15 protein-coding genes are annotated in these 17,162 nt (G+C 66.1%); 7 read left to right on the forward strand and 8 right to left on the reverse strand.

The genetic code is table 11. The features are described from left to right. Positions 1–129: 129 nt before the first annotated feature. The gene (locus tag VNM24_04375) at positions 130–1,236 is read right to left on the reverse strand and encodes an enolase C-terminal domain-like protein (protein ID HWQ37838.1); all 1,107 of its coding nucleotides are present in this window, start codon (positions 1,234–1,236) and stop codon (positions 130–132) included. Between the two features lie 574 nt (positions 1,237–1,810). Here VNM24_04375 and VNM24_04380 point away from each other — a divergent pair. The 5 genes from VNM24_04380 to VNM24_04400 all read left to right on the forward strand — a co-directional run bounded on the left by VNM24_04380 (position 1,811) and on the right by VNM24_04400 (position 9,453). Beyond that, positions 1,811–2,350, forward strand: coding sequence for a Rieske (2Fe-2S) protein (locus VNM24_04380; GenBank protein HWQ37839.1), 540 nt, complete (start codon positions 1,811–1,813; stop codon positions 2,348–2,350). A gap of 68 nt (positions 2,351–2,418) precedes the next feature. After that, positions 2,419–4,149 (forward strand): PQQ-dependent dehydrogenase, methanol/ethanol family, encoded by a 1,731-nt coding sequence (locus VNM24_04385; protein ID HWQ37840.1) that lies wholly within the window; start codon positions 2,419–2,421, stop codon positions 4,147–4,149. Positions 4,150–4,709: 560 nt separating this feature from the next. Then, on the forward strand, positions 4,710–6,020 hold the full coding sequence (locus VNM24_04390; protein ID HWQ37841.1) for an MFS transporter: 1,311 nt from the start codon (positions 4,710–4,712) through the stop codon (positions 6,018–6,020). A gap of 24 nt (positions 6,021–6,044) precedes the next feature. Beyond that, positions 6,045–7,700: an AMP-binding protein gene (locus tag VNM24_04395; protein ID HWQ37842.1), complete on the forward strand. Its 1,656-nt coding sequence runs from the start codon at positions 6,045–6,047 to the stop codon at positions 7,698–7,700. A 19-nt stretch (positions 7,701–7,719) separates the two neighbouring features. Beyond that, positions 7,720–9,453, forward strand: a complete 1,734-nt coding sequence (locus VNM24_04400; protein HWQ37843.1) for a thiamine pyrophosphate-binding protein — start codon at positions 7,720–7,722, stop codon at positions 9,451–9,453. Between the two features lie 134 nt (positions 9,454–9,587). Here VNM24_04400 and VNM24_04405 read toward each other — a convergent pair whose 3' ends face one another. After that, positions 9,588–10,337, reverse strand: coding sequence for a hypothetical protein (locus VNM24_04405; protein HWQ37844.1), 750 nt, complete (start codon positions 10,335–10,337; stop codon positions 9,588–9,590). Between the two features lie 116 nt (positions 10,338–10,453). Between VNM24_04405 and VNM24_04410 the strand changes: the two genes are divergently transcribed. Beyond that, on the forward strand, positions 10,454–10,864 hold the full coding sequence (locus VNM24_04410; protein HWQ37845.1) for a hypothetical protein: 411 nt from the start codon (positions 10,454–10,456) through the stop codon (positions 10,862–10,864). A gap of 22 nt (positions 10,865–10,886) precedes the next feature. Next, positions 10,887–11,699, forward strand: coding sequence for an aspartate dehydrogenase (locus tag VNM24_04415; protein HWQ37846.1), 813 nt, complete (start codon positions 10,887–10,889; stop codon positions 11,697–11,699). A gap of 12 nt (positions 11,700–11,711) precedes the next feature. Here VNM24_04415 and VNM24_04420 read toward each other — a convergent pair whose 3' ends face one another. From VNM24_04420 to VNM24_04445, 6 genes are all read right to left on the reverse strand, one after another. Next, a complete protein-coding gene (locus VNM24_04420) occupies positions 11,712–12,746 on the reverse strand; it encodes an aldo/keto reductase (GenBank protein ID HWQ37847.1) in 1,035 nt (344 codons plus the stop codon). Positions 12,747–12,857: 111 nt separating this feature from the next. After that, positions 12,858–13,628, reverse strand: coding sequence for a DNA oxidative demethylase AlkB (gene alkB / locus VNM24_04425; protein HWQ37848.1), 771 nt, complete (start codon positions 13,626–13,628; stop codon positions 12,858–12,860). Further along, the gene (gene ada, locus VNM24_04430; GenBank protein HWQ37849.1) at positions 13,625–14,707 is read right to left on the reverse strand and encodes a bifunctional DNA-binding transcriptional regulator/O6-methylguanine-DNA methyltransferase Ada; all 1,083 of its coding nucleotides are present in this window, start codon (positions 14,705–14,707) and stop codon (positions 13,625–13,627) included. Before ada ends, alkB begins: the two co-directional genes overlap by 4 nt. Positions 14,708–14,807: 100 nt before the next feature. Further along, positions 14,808–15,434, reverse strand: coding sequence for a YceI family protein (locus VNM24_04435; protein ID HWQ37850.1), 627 nt, complete (start codon positions 15,432–15,434; stop codon positions 14,808–14,810). Between the two features lie 28 nt (positions 15,435–15,462). Next, positions 15,463–16,236 carry a DUF2189 domain-containing protein gene (locus tag VNM24_04440; GenBank protein ID HWQ37851.1) on the reverse strand — a complete coding sequence of 258 codons (774 nt, stop codon included), beginning with the start codon at positions 16,234–16,236 and terminating at the stop codon, positions 15,463–15,465. A gap of 115 nt (positions 16,237–16,351) precedes the next feature. Further along, entirely contained in the window at positions 16,352–17,158 is an 807-nt protein-coding gene (locus VNM24_04445) for a metallophosphoesterase (GenBank protein ID HWQ37852.1), read from the reverse strand. Between the last annotated feature and the right edge of the window lie 4 nt (positions 17,159–17,162).

Below are 17,162 nucleotides of genomic sequence, written 5' to 3' on the forward strand. Positions count from 1 at the left end.
GGACGGCGACTGCCCGAACTTCCCCTACGCGCCTGCGGAAATCGAGGCTTGTCTCACCCCGTGCGCCAAGATGCAGGAGTGTTGTTTCGGCTTTCCCTGAGCCCCGGCCCCAAGTCCCGAGTCCCGTTCTTACATCGCGTACTTTTTCACTGCCGCCTCGTCCCAGTCCAGACCGTTGCCGGGAGTGTCGGGCACGATGGCGTGGCCGTCTTTCGCCAGGAAGGGCTCGGCGAGGAAGGGCTCGGCCCAGTCGCTCCATTCCAGCCAGTCGGCGGATTCGCTCACGCGCAGCAGTTGCGCGGAGACCGGCGTGTAGAGGTGGCTCGACAGTGGCAAGCCCGCGGCGCCGGCGATCGCGGCCGAGCGCATCCAGCCGGTGACGCCGCCGATGCGCATGAGATCCGGCATGTAGAGGTCTGCCGCTTTGGCCAACACCGCCTTGTGGAACTCGCGCGGGCCATAGATGTTCTCGCCGATCTGGATCGGCGTTTTCATGTCGCGCGCGATCTGCGCGCAGCCTTCGTAGTTGTCGTACACGATCGGCTCTTCGAACCAGTACAGCCCCTGGTCGTCCAGCCCGTGCATGCGCTGCAGCGCCTCTCCGAAGGTGAGCCCCTGGTTGAAGTCGCTCATCAGGATGATGTCGTCGCCGACCGCGTCGCGCACGATGCGGATCGCCTCGATGTCGTCCTTCAGGCTCGGCCGGCCGAGGCGCATCTTGATCGCCCTGAAGTTGCCTTCTTCCACCAGCGACCTGGCTTCGGAGGCAAGCTTTTCTTTCGGGATCAGCCACAGGCCGTTGGTGTTGTAGGCGCGGACCGGGCCGGGGCTACCCCCGAGCAGGGTCGCGAGCGGCAGGCCGGCGGCACGTGCGAGCGCGTCCCAGATCGCCATGTCGAGCCCGGACAGCGCGATCAAGGTCATGCCCTGGCGGCCGTTCAGATGCAGCGTCTTCATCGCCCCGCCGTACACGTCGAGCGGCGCGATCGGCTTGCCGATGAACTCCCCGGCGATGTTCTCGATCACTTGGGCGATCGGCTTCACCGCCTTGTGCACATACGGCTCGAGATAGCTGCGGCCGACCACGCCTTCGCGCGTGTGCACGTCGATCAGGATGAACGGCCAGTTCGGATACTCGCCGACCCTGGAGACGATCGGCCGGCGCAGCGGCACGGACAGCGCCTGCACCTGCACGCTTTCCAGCGTGAGCCTGATCGCAGCGGTTCCGGTTTTCATTTTTTCAGTCCTCCGTGAAACGATCCTGAAGAACCCAAGTACGCCCGGAACGGTCTCGGCGCAACGCTGACCCCCGGCGAATGCTTTTCCCCGTCATAGACCTGCTCAAAGATAAATCCTAAGTCTATGTTTCAAAATAATATGATGAAACCTCAGAAATAAATTCCGCACATCCGCATTGCATTCGGAATTCAGAATGCTACACTGCACGCCTGTAACGACCCTGAACAGGAGTCTGATTGATGCGACCGCCACCCCCGGACCCGACTCTAGTGTTCCGGGCCTACGGCAATTCTGTCGAAGATTTCAGCCGGCAAACTCGTCATCGACGCTCGGCTGCGGCAGGAGGAACTGGCCGAGTCGTTGGGCGCTTCGCGCCAGCCGGTTCAGCACGCGCTGCTTCGCTAAATATGCACACCTGCACACATCCTGCGTGACGCAGCCCAAGCCCTGCATCTTCACTGATCAAGACAGGTTACGGTCAACGGAGAAAAACATGGACCAAGGGCAACTCAGGAGCTGCGCAGCAAAGGTATGCGGCTGCAGTGGCCAAGCATCGCAATCCCAAAGGTCGGTGGAATCCAGGCGGCGCATCTTTCGCCTAATCGCCGGCATCGCTGCCGGACTGGCTACCCGAACGGCTTTTGCAAACGACGAGGGCCAGATCCTGGTCGGAGACCGCCTCGTGCTTCACACCGCCCAAGGCGAACCGGTGGCACTGCGGCCCGCAGACGTCAAACCCGGCAAAGTGGTTCTGGCGTTTCCCTTCGACCCTGCGACCAAGAAGATTCGCAACGAATCGCGCCTGAGCAAGATCCTGCTGGTTCGGGTAGACGAATCCAGGTTCGACGAGGCGACGAGGCAACGCGCCGCTGGCGGCGTGCTGGCGTTTTCCGCCGTGTGCACCCATGCCGGCTGTGACGTCAACGCGTGGATGAAACAGACGCACAAGCTGCTTTGCTATTGCCATTCCTCACAGTTCGACCCCTACGCCTCCGGAAGGGTGGCGGAGGGGCCGGCGCCCCGCAGCCTGCCCTGGCTGCCGATAAGGCTGGAGGGTGAGGAGTTGGTGGTGGCTGGGCAACTGAGCGCTCCGGCGGGCGCGCCCGCCTAGATTTCGACGACACAGCAACGGTCGTCTCCCGTGTCAGTACCTGCAACCGTGACAAGATCGGAGGAAACATGAGAAACACCAGAAAGAACAGGATCGGAGCGCTAGTGATCGCCCCCATCATGGCCATGGCGACCGCTCATGGCATGGACTACGTGCCAGTCACCGACGCCAGGCTGAAAAATCCTGAACCGGCCAACTGGCTGCAGTATCGCGGCAACTACGCTGGCTGGGGCTACAGTCCGCTGAAGCAGATCAACTCCAAGAACGCGAAGAACCTGACCGTGGCCTGGTCGTTCGCTACCGGGCAGGCGGAGGGCCATCAGTCGCCGCCGATCGTCAACAACGGCTATATGTTCATCACCACGCCGGGCAGCCAGGTGATCGCCCTCAACGCCAAAACCGGCGAAGAGATCTGGCGCTTCAAGAAAGAGCTGCCGAGGGATCTGCTGCAGCTGCACCCGACCAACCGCGGCGTAGCGCTGTATGGCGACAAAGTGTACTACACCACCCTCGATACCTTCTTGGTCGCGCTGGACGCCAAAACCGGCAAGCAGGTGTGGGAGTCGAAGATCGGCGAGTGGAAGCACGGGTACTACACCACGGTGGCGCCGCTCGCCGTCAAGGGCAAGATCCTTGTCGGCATTTCCGGCGGCGAGATGGGCGTTCGCGGATTCGTCAAGGCATTCGACGCCGAGAGCGGCAAGGAAGCGTGGGTATTTCACACCGTTCCCGCACCTGGAGAACCGGGCGGCGACACTTGGCCCGGCGAAACTTACAAGACCGGCGGCGGCGCCACCTGGGTCACCGGCACATACGACCCGGAAACCAACCTAACCTTCTGGGGCACCGGCAACCCCGGCCCGTGGCCCACCGAAGGCCGCAAGGGCGATAATCTCTACACGACCTCGGTGGTGGCGCTCGATGCGGATACCGGCAAACTCAAGGGCTACCACCAGTACCACTGGCACGACGCCTGGGACTGGGATGAGGTGTCCGCGCCGGTGCTCATCGACACGGAGATCGGCGGCAAGAAGGTCAAGACCGCCGTGCACGCCGGCCGCAACGGCTATCTCTGGGTACTGGAGCGCACGAAGGACAAGATGAACTTCCTCGCCGCGCACAAGTATGTCGAGCAGGATGTGTTCACCAGCATCGATCCGAAGACCGGCCGGCCGTCCTACGATCCCGCGCGCACCCCGGGCAAGGTGGCGACCACGTTCTGCCCGTCGCTGTGGGGCGGCAAGGACTGGCTGCCGGAAGCCTACAACCCGGACACCGGCCTGTTCTACATCCCAGCCACCAACAACCTGTGCTCCGAATTGCCCGAGCCCGAAGAAGGCCTTGAGTACCAACCGGGTGGACTGTACATCGGCTATCCGATTCCCGACGTACTGGGCAGCCTGCGCCTGGGCAAGAATGCGCACAAGAGCATCGGAGAAGTGCAGGCGTGGAACCTGAAGACCGGCAAGCAAGTCTGGACGCACACTTACAAGGGCATCAACTGGGGGCCGCTGCTGACCACCGGCGGTAACCTGGTGTTCGGTGGAGGCACGGCCGACCGTAAGTTCCGCGCCTTCAACGCTACTACCGGCGAAGTTGTGTGGGAGTACCCCACGCCGTCGGGCGTAACCGGAGTGCCGACCTCCTACGAGATCGATGGCGTCCAGTACGTGGCCGTGCAATCAGGCTGGGGCGTGGATGCGCAGCGCATGCAAGCCGGCATCGATGCCGCCACCAACACCAAGACCAATGTCCCGCAGGGCGGCACGGTCATGGTGTTCAAGCTGGGCAATAAGTAACTGCCAGACGGCAAGACGCGCGTCGTCTGCTGCTTCGAAGACGCGGACCCGTAATTACCGGGTCCGCGTCATTGTTTCCGGATGGTCGTGAAATCAGAAGCTTCTGTTCGCCGTTCGCAGAGCACTGCGCCATCGACTCAGATCAGGATTGCGTGCGTTGGACGAAAGAAATGACAGCCCCGCAAAGGCTCCAGATGCCTGGCGCCGACCACGCCTTCGCGGGCGAGCACGTCGATCAAAACAGGTGGTCACTTGGGATAGACCCCCAAGGACCCGATCGGTAGCGCAGCCCTAACGATAGTGTCCGGTCCCGGTCGCGAGCGCGTGTGTCTTCTTTTCCAAGCGTCATGCCTAACTGCTTGTCAGGCTCTACGGACTCATGGCGATCCCTGAAAACGCAAGAGCTCGAAACAGGTAGCGTCCGGAAGAAGACGCGCACGGACCTGGGCCGCCAGTAGCAGGAAAGCCTGTCGATCAACGGATTGAGACCTCGGCATCGGCGCCAGGCAGATGGCTTCGGCCGACGCGCAGAATTCTTGACCCTGGAGGCGGAAACACCCATGTCGCAAATCGCACGCGCCGCACCGCTGCCCCAGCCCGTGGCAGCTGAGAAACTCGCTTACCAGAAGGTCACGCTGCGGCTCGTGCCCTTCCTCTTCCTCTGCTATCTCGCCGCCTATCTGGACCGGGTGAACGTCGGCTTTGCCAAGCTGCAGATGCAAGACGATCTGGGTTTCAGCAGCACCGTCTACGGTCTTGGCGCGGGCATCTTCTTCGTCGGTTACGTGCTGTTCGAGGTGCCGAGCAACATGATCCTGCACAAGGTCGGCGCAAAGCTGTGGATCGCACGCATCATGATCACCTGGGGTCTGATTTCCGGCGCGATGATGTTCGTGGAAACGCCGACGCAGTTCTACCTCCTGCGCTTCCTGCTCGGCGTGGCGGAAGCCGGGTTCATTCCCGGCGTGCTGCTCTACCTCACTTATTGGTATCCGGCGGCGCGCCGCGGTCGCATCGTCGCCCTGTTTCTGGCGGGCATTCCGGTCTCCAGCATCTTTGGCGGCCCGGTCTCCGGCTGGATTCTCAATACCTTCGCCGATGTCGGCGGTTTGCGCGGCTGGCAGTGGCTGTTCGTGATCGAAGCGATGCCGTCGGTGATTCTGGGCATTCTCACGTTGTTTCTTCTCGATGACGGGGTGCGCGACGTCAAGTGGCTCACCGAAGCCGAAAAACGCATCATCAGCGACCGCATCGCGGAAGAAAACCAGGAAAAAGGCGGCCACGCCGGTTTCGGCGATGCCTTCAAGAGCGGGCGCGTCTGGCTGTTGAGCGTGGCCTATTTCTTCTTTGCGAGCGCGATCTACGTCACCAGCTTCTGGCTGCCGACGCTGATCAAGGCGCGCGGCGTGAACGACCCGCTGCACATCGGACTGCTAGTCGCCATCCCTTACACGGTGGCGACGATCGCGATGATCTGGACCAACGTGCACGCCGACCGCACCCGCGAACGCCGCTGGCACGCCGCCTTGCCGTGCTTCCTCGCCGGAGTCGGGCTGCTGCTGAGCGCCCTGCCGGGGCAAGCTCTGGTTTACGGCATGCTGGCACTCACCTTGGCCACCGCGGGTGCCTGCGCCGCAGTGGCCGCCTTCTGGAGTCTGCCCGCAGCGTTCTTGGTCGGGGCCGCGGCGGCGACGGGCATCGCGCTGATCAATTCGCTGGGCAACGTCGCCGGATTCGTCAGCACCTCGCTGGTCGGGTGGATCAGCGATCTGACTGGCAGCGCCCAGGCGAGCCTGTACCTGTTCGGTGCACTGATGTTCGTCGGTGGCGCGATGGTTCTGGCGATTCCGGCAAAGCTGGTTAACAAGTAAACCTTACTCCTACGCGCACAACCCATGGACGCTTCCAAGTACGGAACTCTTTACCAATCCTTGCAGCGCACCGCCGCGCGGTTCGGCGACCGGACGGCCTATGCGGTGCCGCCGATGGCCGGCCGCGCCTACCACCCGGAGGGCTGGGAGGTCACCTGGGCGCAGACCCTCGCTGCGGTCGAGGAGAAGAAGCGCATCTACGCGAACGCCGGCTATGGCTACGGGCACCGGGTCGCGATGCTGTTCGACCAGCGGCCGGAATTCTTCTTTCACTATTACGCGCTGAACGCGCTCGGCGCCGGCGTCGTCCCGATCAATCCCGATTACCGCGCCGACGAGATCCGCTATGTCGTGGAGCACTCGGAGGCGAGCCTCGCGCTCGCGATCGACAGCCGGCTCGCCGAGATCGAGGCGGTGGCGCGAGCGATCGGCGGCGTCCTGCCGGTGGTGTCCTTCGAGCGCTTTCCCGACCGTCTGCCTGCGCCGGCGCGCCCGGCGCAGGCTGGCACGCCGGGTCCCGACACCGAGGCCGCGCTGCTCTACACCTCGGGTACCACCGGGCGCCCGAAGGGCTGCATCCTCACCAACGAATACTTCCACAGTTTCGGCGCCTGTTATCTTTCGCTCGGCGGCCGCCTGGAGTTTCGCGAAGGCGAAACACGCCTGTACAACCCGCTGCCCTTGCACCATGCCAATGCGCTGTCGGTCTCCACGCCCGCCCTGCTGCTGTGCGGCGGCTGCCTGATCTTTCCCGACCGCTTCCACGCCAGCACCTGGTGGAAGGACCTGATCGCCACCCGCGCGAACGCGGCCCAGTTCCAGGGCATCATCCCCAACATCCTGCTGAAACTGCCGCCCTGCCCGGAAGAGCGCCAGCACAGCGTGCGCTTTTCGCTGTGCGCCGGCGTCGAGCCCAGCCAGCATGAACTCTTCGAGAAGCGCTTCGGCTTTCCCGTCGTCGAGATGTGGGCAATGACCGAGACCGGTCGCCTCATCAGCGACAGCGTCGAGCCGCGCTCGATTCACACCCGGGCATTCGGGCGGCCCAACGCCTGGGTCGAGGTACGTGTAGTCGACGAGCAGGGTCGCGACCTGCCGCCCAACCAGCCCGGCGAAATGCTCATCCGCCACAGCGCGCAGACGCCGCGCAAGGGCTTCTTCTCCGGCTACCTCAAGAATCCCGAGGCGACCGAAGAGGCCTGGCGCGGCGGATGGTTCCATACCGGCGATGTCGTCGCGCGCGACGACACCGGCATGCTGTACTTTGTCGATCGCAAGAGAAACATCATCCGCCGCTCGGGCGAGAACATTGCCGCGGCCGAGATCGAGGCCTGTCTGACCGCGCACGACAAGGTGAAGCAGGTCGCTGTCATCGCCGCGCCCGACGAGGTGCGCGAGGAAGAAGTCATGGCCTGCGTGATCGCCAAGTCGCCCGAGGATGTCGCCACCGAAGAGGCGCGCAAGGCGCTGGCGCAGGCGCTGTTCGACTGGTGCTTCGAGCGCATGGCCTACTTCAAGGCACCGGGCTGGATACTGTTCGTCGACAGCCTGCCCACCGGCACGTCGGCCAAGGTGCAGAAGATCCACATCTTCCCCACCGGTACCGACCCGCGCAAGCAGTCCGGCGCGATCGACCTGCGCGCGCAGAAGAAACAGACAAAGCCGGCCGTCTCCCACTGAGTGAAACAAGGATGATCCGATGCTTCCTCCTCCGCTGACTCCCGACTGCACCGCCGGCGTCATCGCCCGCTTTCTGAAGGCGCGCAGTGTCGACCGCATCTTCGCCCTGTGCGGCGGCCACATCATGCCGATCTGGATGCGTGCGGATGCCGAGGGCATTCGCATCATCGACGTGCGCGACGAGCGCGCCGCCGTTTACATGGCCCATGCCCATAGCGAGCTGACCGGCGGCCTCGGAGTGGCGCTGGTCACTGCCGGCCCCGGCATGACCAACGCGATGACCGGCATCGCCAACGCGCACGTGTCCCGCGCGCCGGTGCTGGTGCTCTCCGGCGGGCCGCCGCGCCCGCAGGAAAACCGCGGCGGTCTTCAGGATCTGCCCCACGCCGACATGGCGCGTCCAATCACCCGTTATGCGCGCACGGTGCGCGAACCCGCACTGGTGCTGCAAGAACTGGACGAAGCGGTTTCGCGCGCCTTCGGTCAGGGCGGTGAGCCGGGACCGGTCTATCTGGACTTTCCGACCGACACGCTGCGCGCGGAGGTGCCGAAGCCGCTGCAGCTCGAAGAACACTTCCGGGTGAAACCGAAGCCGGTGCTGCTGCCCAACGACAACGACGTGTCGGCAGCGGTGGAACTGCTGTGGTCGGCGAGGCGCCCGCTGGTGATCAGCGGTCGCGGCGCGCGCGGTGCGGCGCGGGAGTTGCGCGCGCTTCTGGACGCGCTTGGCGCGCCTTATCTCGACACCGGCGAAAGCAAGGGACTCATTGCCGAAGATCATCCAAGCGTGGTCGCTGCAATGCGTGGCGCGGTGATGGGCCAGGCCGACGTGGTGGTGACCGTCGGCCGGCGGCTGGATTTCCAGCTTGCCTACGGTTCGCCGGCGGTGTTCGGCGAGGCGAAGTTTCTGCGCATCGGCGATGTGCCCTCGGAGATCCGCGACAACCGGCGCGGCGCCGTCGAGCTTTTCGCGCAGCCGGCGGCGGCGCTGGCCGCCATCGTGCGCAAGGCGGGCGGCCGCGCGCCCTCGGTCGACCGCGCCTGGGCCGATGGCCTGCGCGAGAGGCATCTGGAGCGCGCGCAGAAGCTCAAGGCCTCGATGAGCACCGCCGCCTCGGACGGTGAAGGACGCATTCATCCGAACCGGCTGCTCGCCGAGCTGCAGGCGCAGCTCAAGCCCGATGCGGTCATCATCGCCGACGGCGGCGATTTCCTCAGCTTCGCGCGCGTCGGTCTCGCCTGCTCGGTCTACCTCGATCCCGGCTCGCTCGGTTGCATCGGCATCGGTACGCCGTTCGGCGTGGCCGCCAGCCTGGCGCTCCCCGACAGGCAGGTGGTGGTCGCCACCGGCGACGGGGCGTTCGGCTTCAATGCGATGGAGATCGACACAGCGGTGCGTCACAAGGCGCCGGTGCTGATCGTGGTGGCCAACAACGGCGCCTGGCAGATCGAGGTGCACGACCAGAGCGACACCCACGGCAAGGTCGTCGGGACAAAGCTGCAGTTTTCCGATCACGCGCAGATGGCGCGCGCCTTCGGCATGCACGCCGAGCGGGTGGAAAGGGCGGAGGACCTGAAGGGCGCGATTGCGCGCGCGCTGGACAATCGTCCCGCGCTGCTCGATGTCGTTGTGTCGCCCGAGGCGCGCTCCTCCGACGGCAAATCGGGGTTGGCGTGGGTGCCCGATCTGCAGCCGCTCGCCGCGTGGGACGACGCGGAGCGCAGCTGGCGAAGCGCGGTCCGTCATCGCTGAGGCAGGCGGTCAGAACACGCACCTCGAGAAAAGGCGAAAGGGAAGTCTGCAGGACATCGCCAGCACGTACCACCACGGCGATGCCGATTTGCGCCGCATTGTTCCGCTTTGGTTGATCTTGCGCGCGGATGGTTTTACACCGCCAGGACGCGTTCGAGGGCGACGCCGCGCACGTCCATCTCGTACTCGAGTTCGACGATCGGCGGGCTGCAGTAGTGCCAGGTCACACCGGGGCCGTTTCCGGTGCGCGGCAGTATCTCCTCCCGGAGCACGCCATGGATGTCGTGCACCGAGTACACCTGCACTGCGGTCGCGTCGCCCCACGATGCGCCGAGCCCCGCGAGACGCTCTTCCATCTTGCCGAGCACGAAGCGCACTTTTTGCCTAAGGCCCGCGGGCGTGACGTCGCCGCGCGCCACGATGTCCTCGGGGAAGCGGCCGCCTTCGGGCCATTCGCCGCTGCCCGCCGCGACGAAGTTGACCGCGGCGGCCGCGGGCACGCTGTAGCAGAACGCGTAGAAGCAGGGTTCGGCCGGCGGGGCAATCCGCGGCGCGACGTTGGAGCGCGCCACGGGGTTCAGGCCGTCGCGAAACAGGTTCCACTTGGTCAGGACGCCGACATAGCCTTCGTTGAAGGTCCGGAATCCGGCCATGGTGAGCGGCTGCGGCGAGCGCAGCTCGGCTGCGCAGAGCGCAGTGCGCGGCCTGCCGAGTGCCGCGAGATGCGCTTCGATGGCGGCGAAGCCGTGCAGCAGGGGAAGCGGGCGCGCGAAACGGACCCGCTCGATGGCGTGACCTTCCAGCGCCTTCACCCCTTGGGAGTAGGCAAAGCCGCCTTTGAGAAACGCGAAACCGCCATCTGGAAACGGGATCAACTGCGCCATTGCGCCTCCACGGATGCGCGCCGGCGATCTGGTCGTGCCGGCGCTCGGTGCCGAATGCACCGCAGTCTGGAGCAAAATAGCGCTCCGTGGAAGCTCGCGATGGAGACCGCAACGACATGAAGACTACCCTTGTACCCGGCCTTGCGTTGCTGCTCGCCGCCGGCCCCGCGCTGGCGCTCGACGTCGAGGCCTACATCGATGGGCCGTTGCTCAAGCGCGAGCGGGTCATCGAGTTCGTCGGGAAACGGATCGGCGGGGCCGTGGCCAGGATGCCGGGCCTGGAAGAAGGCGGCCGTCATCGTCTGTTTGTCCGCGTGATCTCCGAGCGCACGGGACCCGGCAGCCGGTTCTCGTCGCTGGTGGACATCGAGTTGCAACGGCAGGTGATCGAGCAGGACACCGGCAACATCTATTGGGCGATGCTGCGCTCCGGGACCGCGTGGGGCAGCGTTCCCTCCGAGACGGAGTTGTGGCAGTGGATCGCCGATTTGATCGAGCAGAAGGTCAACCTCTGGCCCGCGCACTGAAGGGTCCGGAAGGCATCGGCACATGCGCCCCCCCTTGCTGCGTGTAGCCATCGCCGGGCTGGGTGCGGTCGGCAAGGTGGTCGCGCGCAAGCTCGACGCAGGCATGCCGGGGTTGACGCTGAGCGCGGTTGCGGTGCGCGATGCGCGGCTCGCCGAGCGCTTCATCCAGACCTTGTCGCGGCGCCCGCCCGTCGTCGCGCTGGAGGCACTCGCGCAGTGCGCCGATATCGTGGTGGAGTGCGCACCAGCGCAGCTGCTCGCGCGGATTGCGGAACCGACCCTGGCGGCGGGAAAGAAGGTGGTGGTGCTGTCGGCGGGTGCGCTGCTCGCCAATCCGCAGCTCGAGCGCATCGCTGCACGCAACGGCGGGCAGATCCTGGTGCCGACTGGGGCGCTGATCGGGCTCGACGCGGTGCTTGCCGCCGCCGAAGGCCAAATTCACACGGTGCGCCTGGTCACGCGCAAACCGCCGAAGAGTCTCGAAGGCGCGCCCATGCTCGTCGAGAAGGGCGTCGACCTGTCGGATCTTCAGGCGCCCCTCAAGGTGTTCTCGGGCAGCGCGCGCGAGGCGGCGACCGGTTTCCCGGCCAATCTCAACGTGGCGGCGGCGCTCGCGCTCGCCGGAATCGGTCCCGAGAGGACCGAAGTGGAGGTCTGGGCCGACCCGGCGGTCACGCGCAACACCCACCACCTCGAGGTCGAGTCGGATGCGGCCCGCTTCAGCATGACCATCGAGAACATTCCCTCCGAGAATCCGAAGACGGGGCGCATCACGGCACAAAGCGTGGTTGCCTTGCTGCGCAAGCTGACCGCGCCGGTTCGCATCGGCACTTGACCGGACGCGCGCTCAGGCGATCGCGCCGCCGGGATGGCGGTCCTTGTTCTGGCGCTCGAACATCCAGCCAGGATATTCGGCCGGGAGTCGGCTCACTGCGTCGAGCGTCTGCAATTCGGATTGCGACAAGCGCAGGTCGGCTGCGGCGATATTGTCGGCAAGCTGGGCCTGCGTCTTGGCGCCGATGATCACGCTCGCCACGGCCGGCTGCTGCAGCAGCCACGCCAGCGCCACGCGGGCTACCGACACGCCGTGCGCCTGCGCGATCGGGCGCATGGCCTGCACGCACTTGAACGCGCGCTGCCGGTCCACGGGCGGGAAGTCGAAGGTCGTGCGCCGCGCATCGGGCGGGCCTTCGGCGCCTTCGGCGAACTTGCCCGAGAGCAGCCCGCCTGCCAGCGGGCTCCATACCAGAATCCCGAGCCCCTGATCGAGCGCGAGCGGCACGATCTCGCGTTCGATGTCGCGCCCGGCCAGCGAATAGTAGGCCTGGATGCTCTCGAAACGGCTCCAGCCGCGCCGATCGGAAATGGCCAGCGCCTTCATGATCTGCCAGGCCGCATGGTTGCTCACGCCGAGGTAGCGCACCTTGCCGGAGCGGACCAGATCTTCCAGTGCCCGCAGCGTCTCTTCCAGCGGCGTCAGCAGATCCTGGCCGTGGATCTGGTACAGATCGATGTGATCGACCTGCAGCCGGCGCAGACTGGCTTCCGCCGCATCCATGATGTGAGCGCGCGACAGGCCGACCTGGTTGGGGCCGGGTCCCATTCGGATCCGGACTTTGGTGGCGATGACCAGCTCGTCTCGCGGCAGCCCGAGACTTTTCAACGCCTGTCCGAGCAGTGCCTCCGAGTCGCCCTCCGAGTAGACATTCGCCGTGTCGATGAAATTGATGCCGGCATCGAACGCAGCCCTGACCTGGGCTTCGACTTCGGCAAGGCCGAGCTGGCCGATCGGCCGCCAGCGACCCTTGCCGCCGTAGGTCATGGTGCCGAGGCAGATTTCGGAAACGAACAGGCCGGTGCGGCCGAGCACGCGATAGCGCATGAAACCTCCGGTGATGGACTGTCTTGCGTTTGCCGCTCTTGCTTGGTTCTCGCTCCTCCCCGCTTGTGAACAGAGGCGCGGTGCAGCGCAGACCCCGTGTTTGGTTTCTCTTTATAGCGCCTTCCGAAAAGTGAGGTTGATCCGGCAGCGCCCGGTGAGTGGATCCACGCCGTCGGGCAGCCTGTCCACACCGTGGAAGAAGAGCCGCGCCGGCCCGCCCCACACGGCGACATCGCCGCTGGCCATCCACACGGGGCGGGGGCGGATGGTGCGGCGCGGTCCGCCGAACAGGAACCGCGCGGGCAGGCCGAGCGATACCGACACGATGGGAGCGGAGAAGTCGCGCTCGTTGCGATCCTGGTGCAGAGTGAGGCGCGTGCCGGGCTCGTAGCGATTGATCAGGCAGGCATCGGGAGCGAAGCCCGGAAACCCGCCGCACGCGGCGGCGCGCACGGCCAGGTCGCGCAACAGCTCCGGCATTGCGGGCCACGGCAAGCCGGTCTCCGGGTCGTATGCGACGTAACGGTAGCCGCTTCGATCGGTCACCCATCCGGCGTGGCCGCAGTTGGTCATCGCTACCGACATGCGGTTTCCGCCCGGCGTGACCATGTGGCGGAACGGCGCCTGTGCGGCAATCTCTCCCACCGCGCGCACCAGTGCGGGCGCCGCCTCCGCCGCGAAGCGGCGCAACACGATCGCTCCCGCGCAGAGTCGTTCGATACCCCGGCCGCCCTGGGCTGCGGTCAACGAGTCGCCGGTGGGCGCGCCGCGCGAGGCTCTCATGCCGCGTCGTGGAAGATGCACCTTCTCGTTCGGGGCTGCCTGCCGGGCGATCGCGGGCGGCGTCTCGGCCGTACTTCGCTGGCGCAACGCAGTGCTCATCGCCGTTCGCGTTCGAGCAGTGCTCGCTTGCGCTCCACGCCCCAGCGATAACCGGCGAGCGCGCCGTCGTTGCGCACCACCCGATGACACGGAATGGCCACGGCGAGCGGGTTCGCGGCACAGGCCCGAGCGACCGCGCGCGCGGCACGCGGCGCACCGACGCGCCTGGCGATTTCGGCGTAGGTGGCGGTGGCGCCGGGCGGGATCTTGCGCAGCGCCTGCCATACCCGCTGCTGGAACGCGGTGCCCCGCACGTCCAGCGGCAGATCGAGACCGATGCGCGGCGCTTCGACGAAACCGATCACCCGGGCGACCCATTGTTCGAAGTCGCGATCGCCGCCGGCCAGTTGCGCTCTGGGGAAGCGTGCCTGCAGATCGCGTACCAGCGGCTCCGGATCGCCGCCGAGCAGGATCGCACACACGCCTTTCTCGGTGGCGGCGACGAGAATGGCACCGAGAGAGCATTCGCCGACGGCGAAACGGATGCAAGTCCCTGCTCCACCGGCGCGAAAGCGCGACGGAGTCATGCCCAGCACCTCGGCGCAGGCGGCATAGAAGCGCCCGCTGGAGTTGAACCCGGCTGCGTAGATCGCCTCGGTCACGGTTTCGCTGCGCGGCAGTTGCGCGCGCGCACGCTGCGCCCGCTGCGCGTTCGCGTAAGCCTTGGGTGTCAGCCCGGTGAGGGCCTTGAACACGCGATGGAAATGGAACCGACTCATGCCCGCGGCCGCGGCCAGCGCCTGGAGCCGGGGCGGCTCTTCGGAGGCCTGGATCAGGCGGCAGGCCGCCGTGACCGCCGCCGCGTGCTGCTCGGCCAGTGCCGGCTGATCGGGGCGGCAGCGCTTGCAAGGGCGCAGGCCCGCCTGCTCGGCCTGCGCGCGCGTGGGATAAAAGCTCACGTTCTCCCGCCGCGGCAGTCGTGCGGCGCACGAAGGGCGGCAGTACACGCCGGTGGTAGTCACACCATAGTAGAACAGGCCGTCCGCGCTGGCGTCACGGCGCCGCACCGCCGCCCAGCGCTCGCTGTCGGTCGACAAACGCTCTGGGTCCGTGGTGGTATTCGTGGCCGGAAAATTCATCATCTGCTCCTTTGTCCTGGCGCGGCCGGTCGGCCGGCGTCGACGCCCATTGTGCGGATTTCGCGGAGGGAGCCACTCCGCTTCTTGCTCTCGAATTTCGCTACGGGCCTTCGCGGATCGCCTCGACCGAGATGCTCAGGCGCACTTCGTCGCTGATCATCGTGAGGTACTCGTCCAGGCCGAATTCGGCACGGTTCAGGGTCGCGTGAAGGTCGCCGCCGCACACGAAGCGTTTGAGCGCCAGGATCTTGACCTCCTTGCACACGAACCGCTCGGCGCTGAGGCGCAGCGGCCGGGTCACCCCTCGCAGCGTCAATTCGCCCTCGAACTCGGTCGGTACTCCGTCGTGGAACTGCACGGCCCGTGCGGAGAAGCGGGCACTCCTGTGGCGCGCCACATCGAAGAACAGCTCGCCGCTCAACGTCGCATCGAGCTTCTTGACGCCGGTGTCCAGAGTGCGCAGATCGATCTCCACCGCGACCTCGGCGCTTTGCCGCTCGGCATCGAGCGTTGCTGTTCCCTTCGCCCCTCCCACCCGGCCGCGGACCGAGGATACACCGGTGTGCAGCACCGCGAAGTGCACGAAGGTGTGGTCGGGATCGATCCGGTAACGCTCGACCGCAGCCGATGCGGTGCACCAGGCCGCCGCCGTCAGACAAAAGACCACGCTGCCTTGGATGCGGCGCAGACGCCGCGGATCAGCGAGCCCGGGGGCAGCTTCGATCATCGCCGGAATCGAGTCGTGCCGCGCGCGCTCAGCGGACCAGATCGCGATAGGCGTGCCAAGTGGCGTGTCCCAGCAGCGGCAGCACGATGACCAGGCCGAACAGGAACGTGGCGAAGCCGACCGCCGTGAGCAGCGCAATGATCGCGGCCCACAGCAGCATGGCCGAGGGATTCGCGCCGACCGCGCGCAGGCTGGTGAGCACGGCCTCGCTGGTGCCCGAGCCGCGGTCGAACAGCATCGGCGCCGAGACACAAGAGAGGACAAACGCCACCGCGGCGAATACCGCGCCGGTGCTCAGGTAGGTCGCCACGAAGCCGTAATGCTGCCAGTCGACGATGGTCTGGTAGAACGTCTCCCGCACCGAAGGCAGGGTGCCGCCGAATGCCTGCACGAACAGCAGTCTGGATGTCGCCACCCAGGCGATCGCCAGGACCGCGAGGATCAGGCCCAGCCGCGCCAGCGATCTCGCGTTCCTCAGCGCGCCTTCGAGCGCCGCGTCGAACGTTGCCGGCCGTCCCTCGGCACGCAGGCGCGACAACTCATAGAACGCCGCGGCGAATACCGGACCCACCAGCAGGAAGCCAGACACCGCCGCGGCCAGCAGGTCGATCTGCGTGCTGCACAACAGGAGGATCAGCCATCCGAGAGACACGAACAGCAGGCCGTGTGCGATGCTCGGTCCGGGATTGGCGGTGAGATCGCTCCAGCCGAGCTTGAGCCAGCGCAGGGGCCGCGACGTTTGCACGCGGGCCACCGGCCGCAATCCAGGTGCATGCGAGAACGCAGGAATGGGCTTGTCCATGATTGTTTCCCCTCGGCTGGCATGCGCCGGCCCGTACCGATTCGGCTGGCGCCAAGTTTAGTCGTTTGACGGCGGCTCGTGCCAGGAAATTCCTTCACTGCCCCGGCGTGCGGGATCAGACCGCGACGGTCAGTGCCGGGTCGAACAGGGCGTTCTCGTATTTCACCCACGTCGCCACCGCCCCGCTGCGCGCCTGCGGCCAGTTGGAAGTGCGGTATCCCATCGGATTGGCGACGATGCGCGTGCCGTTCACCCGGTAGTCGAAGCTGTCGTGGGTGTGACCGTGGATCCACAGGTCGGAGCGGCCCAGCAAGCGCGTAAGGTCGGAGACGAACGCCGCACTGCTGAGGTGAGCGGCCCAGCGCGGATGCACGCTCGCGGGATGCGGAGCGTGGTGCGTGACGACCACGGTCTTGCCGCGGAATGCACGGGCGAGGCACTCCTCGAGAAACGCCACGGCCGCGCGATGCAGTGTGATGCTGCGCTCGGGCGTGAAAAGCGTGTGCCGGTCCCAGCGGATGGCGCGAAAGTCCACGACGTACTTCAACGATTCGGCCAGCGCTGCCTCCTTCTGCTGCCGTCCGAAAAGCTCGAAGTCGGTCCACAACGTCGCGCCGATGAAGCGCACGTCGCCCACAACGAGTTGCGCATTGTCTAGCAGGCGCACGTTGGGACTGCGCTTCGCGCGCGCCCTTAACGCCGCGGCGACGGCGGGCAGCTCCGCCTCGTAATATTCGTGGTTGCCGGGGACGTAGATGACCGTGCGGTCGGAGAACGCTCGTTCGGCCCAGTCGATCGCCCGCGTGCCGTTGTCGATGTCTCCCGCCAGCACGACGACCTCGGCGTCGGCTTCCGGCGGTTCGAACGGCGGATGCCGGTCGGAAAACTCCAGGTGCAGGTCGGAAAGAACGCGGATCCTCATCGCG

The organism is Burkholderiales bacterium (genome assembly GCA_035560005.1).
Classification (GTDB): domain Bacteria; phylum Pseudomonadota; class Gammaproteobacteria; order Burkholderiales; family Eutrophovitaceae; genus DASRFY01.

Excerpts from the sequence above, each read along its gene's own strand:
- VNM24_04405 (HWQ37844.1), bottom strand. The coding sequence starts at position 10,337 with ATGGCGCAGTTGATCCCGTTTCCAGATGGCGGTTTCGCGTTTCTCAAA.
- ada (HWQ37849.1), bottom strand. The coding sequence starts at position 14,707 with ATGAATTTTCCGGCCACGAATACCACCACGGACCCAGAGCGTTTGTCG.
- VNM24_04445 (HWQ37852.1), bottom strand. The coding sequence starts at position 17,158 with ATGAGGATCCGCGTTCTTTCCGACCTGCACCTGGAGTTTTCCGACCGG.
- VNM24_04385 (HWQ37840.1), top strand. The coding sequence starts at position 2,419 with ATGAGAAACACCAGAAAGAACAGGATCGGAGCGCTAGTGATCGCCCCC.
- VNM24_04420 (HWQ37847.1), bottom strand. The coding sequence starts at position 12,746 with ATGCGCTATCGCGTGCTCGGCCGCACCGGCCTGTTCGTTTCCGAAATC.
- VNM24_04410 (HWQ37845.1), top strand. The coding sequence starts at position 10,454 with ATGAAGACTACCCTTGTACCCGGCCTTGCGTTGCTGCTCGCCGCCGGC.
- VNM24_04440 (HWQ37851.1), bottom strand. The coding sequence starts at position 16,236 with ATGGACAAGCCCATTCCTGCGTTCTCGCATGCACCTGGATTGCGGCCG.
- alkB (HWQ37848.1), bottom strand. The coding sequence starts at position 13,628 with ATGAGCACTGCGTTGCGCCAGCGAAGTACGGCCGAGACGCCGCCCGCG.
- VNM24_04415 (HWQ37846.1), top strand. The coding sequence starts at position 10,887 with ATGCGCCCCCCCTTGCTGCGTGTAGCCATCGCCGGGCTGGGTGCGGTC.
- VNM24_04390 (HWQ37841.1), top strand. The coding sequence starts at position 4,710 with ATGTCGCAAATCGCACGCGCCGCACCGCTGCCCCAGCCCGTGGCAGCT.
- VNM24_04400 (HWQ37843.1), top strand. The coding sequence starts at position 7,720 with ATGCTTCCTCCTCCGCTGACTCCCGACTGCACCGCCGGCGTCATCGCC.
- VNM24_04395 (HWQ37842.1), top strand. The coding sequence starts at position 6,045 with ATGGACGCTTCCAAGTACGGAACTCTTTACCAATCCTTGCAGCGCACC.
- VNM24_04435 (HWQ37850.1), bottom strand. The coding sequence starts at position 15,434 with ATGATCGAAGCTGCCCCCGGGCTCGCTGATCCGCGGCGTCTGCGCCGC.
- VNM24_04375 (HWQ37838.1), bottom strand. The coding sequence starts at position 1,236 with ATGAAAACCGGAACCGCTGCGATCAGGCTCACGCTGGAAAGCGTGCAG.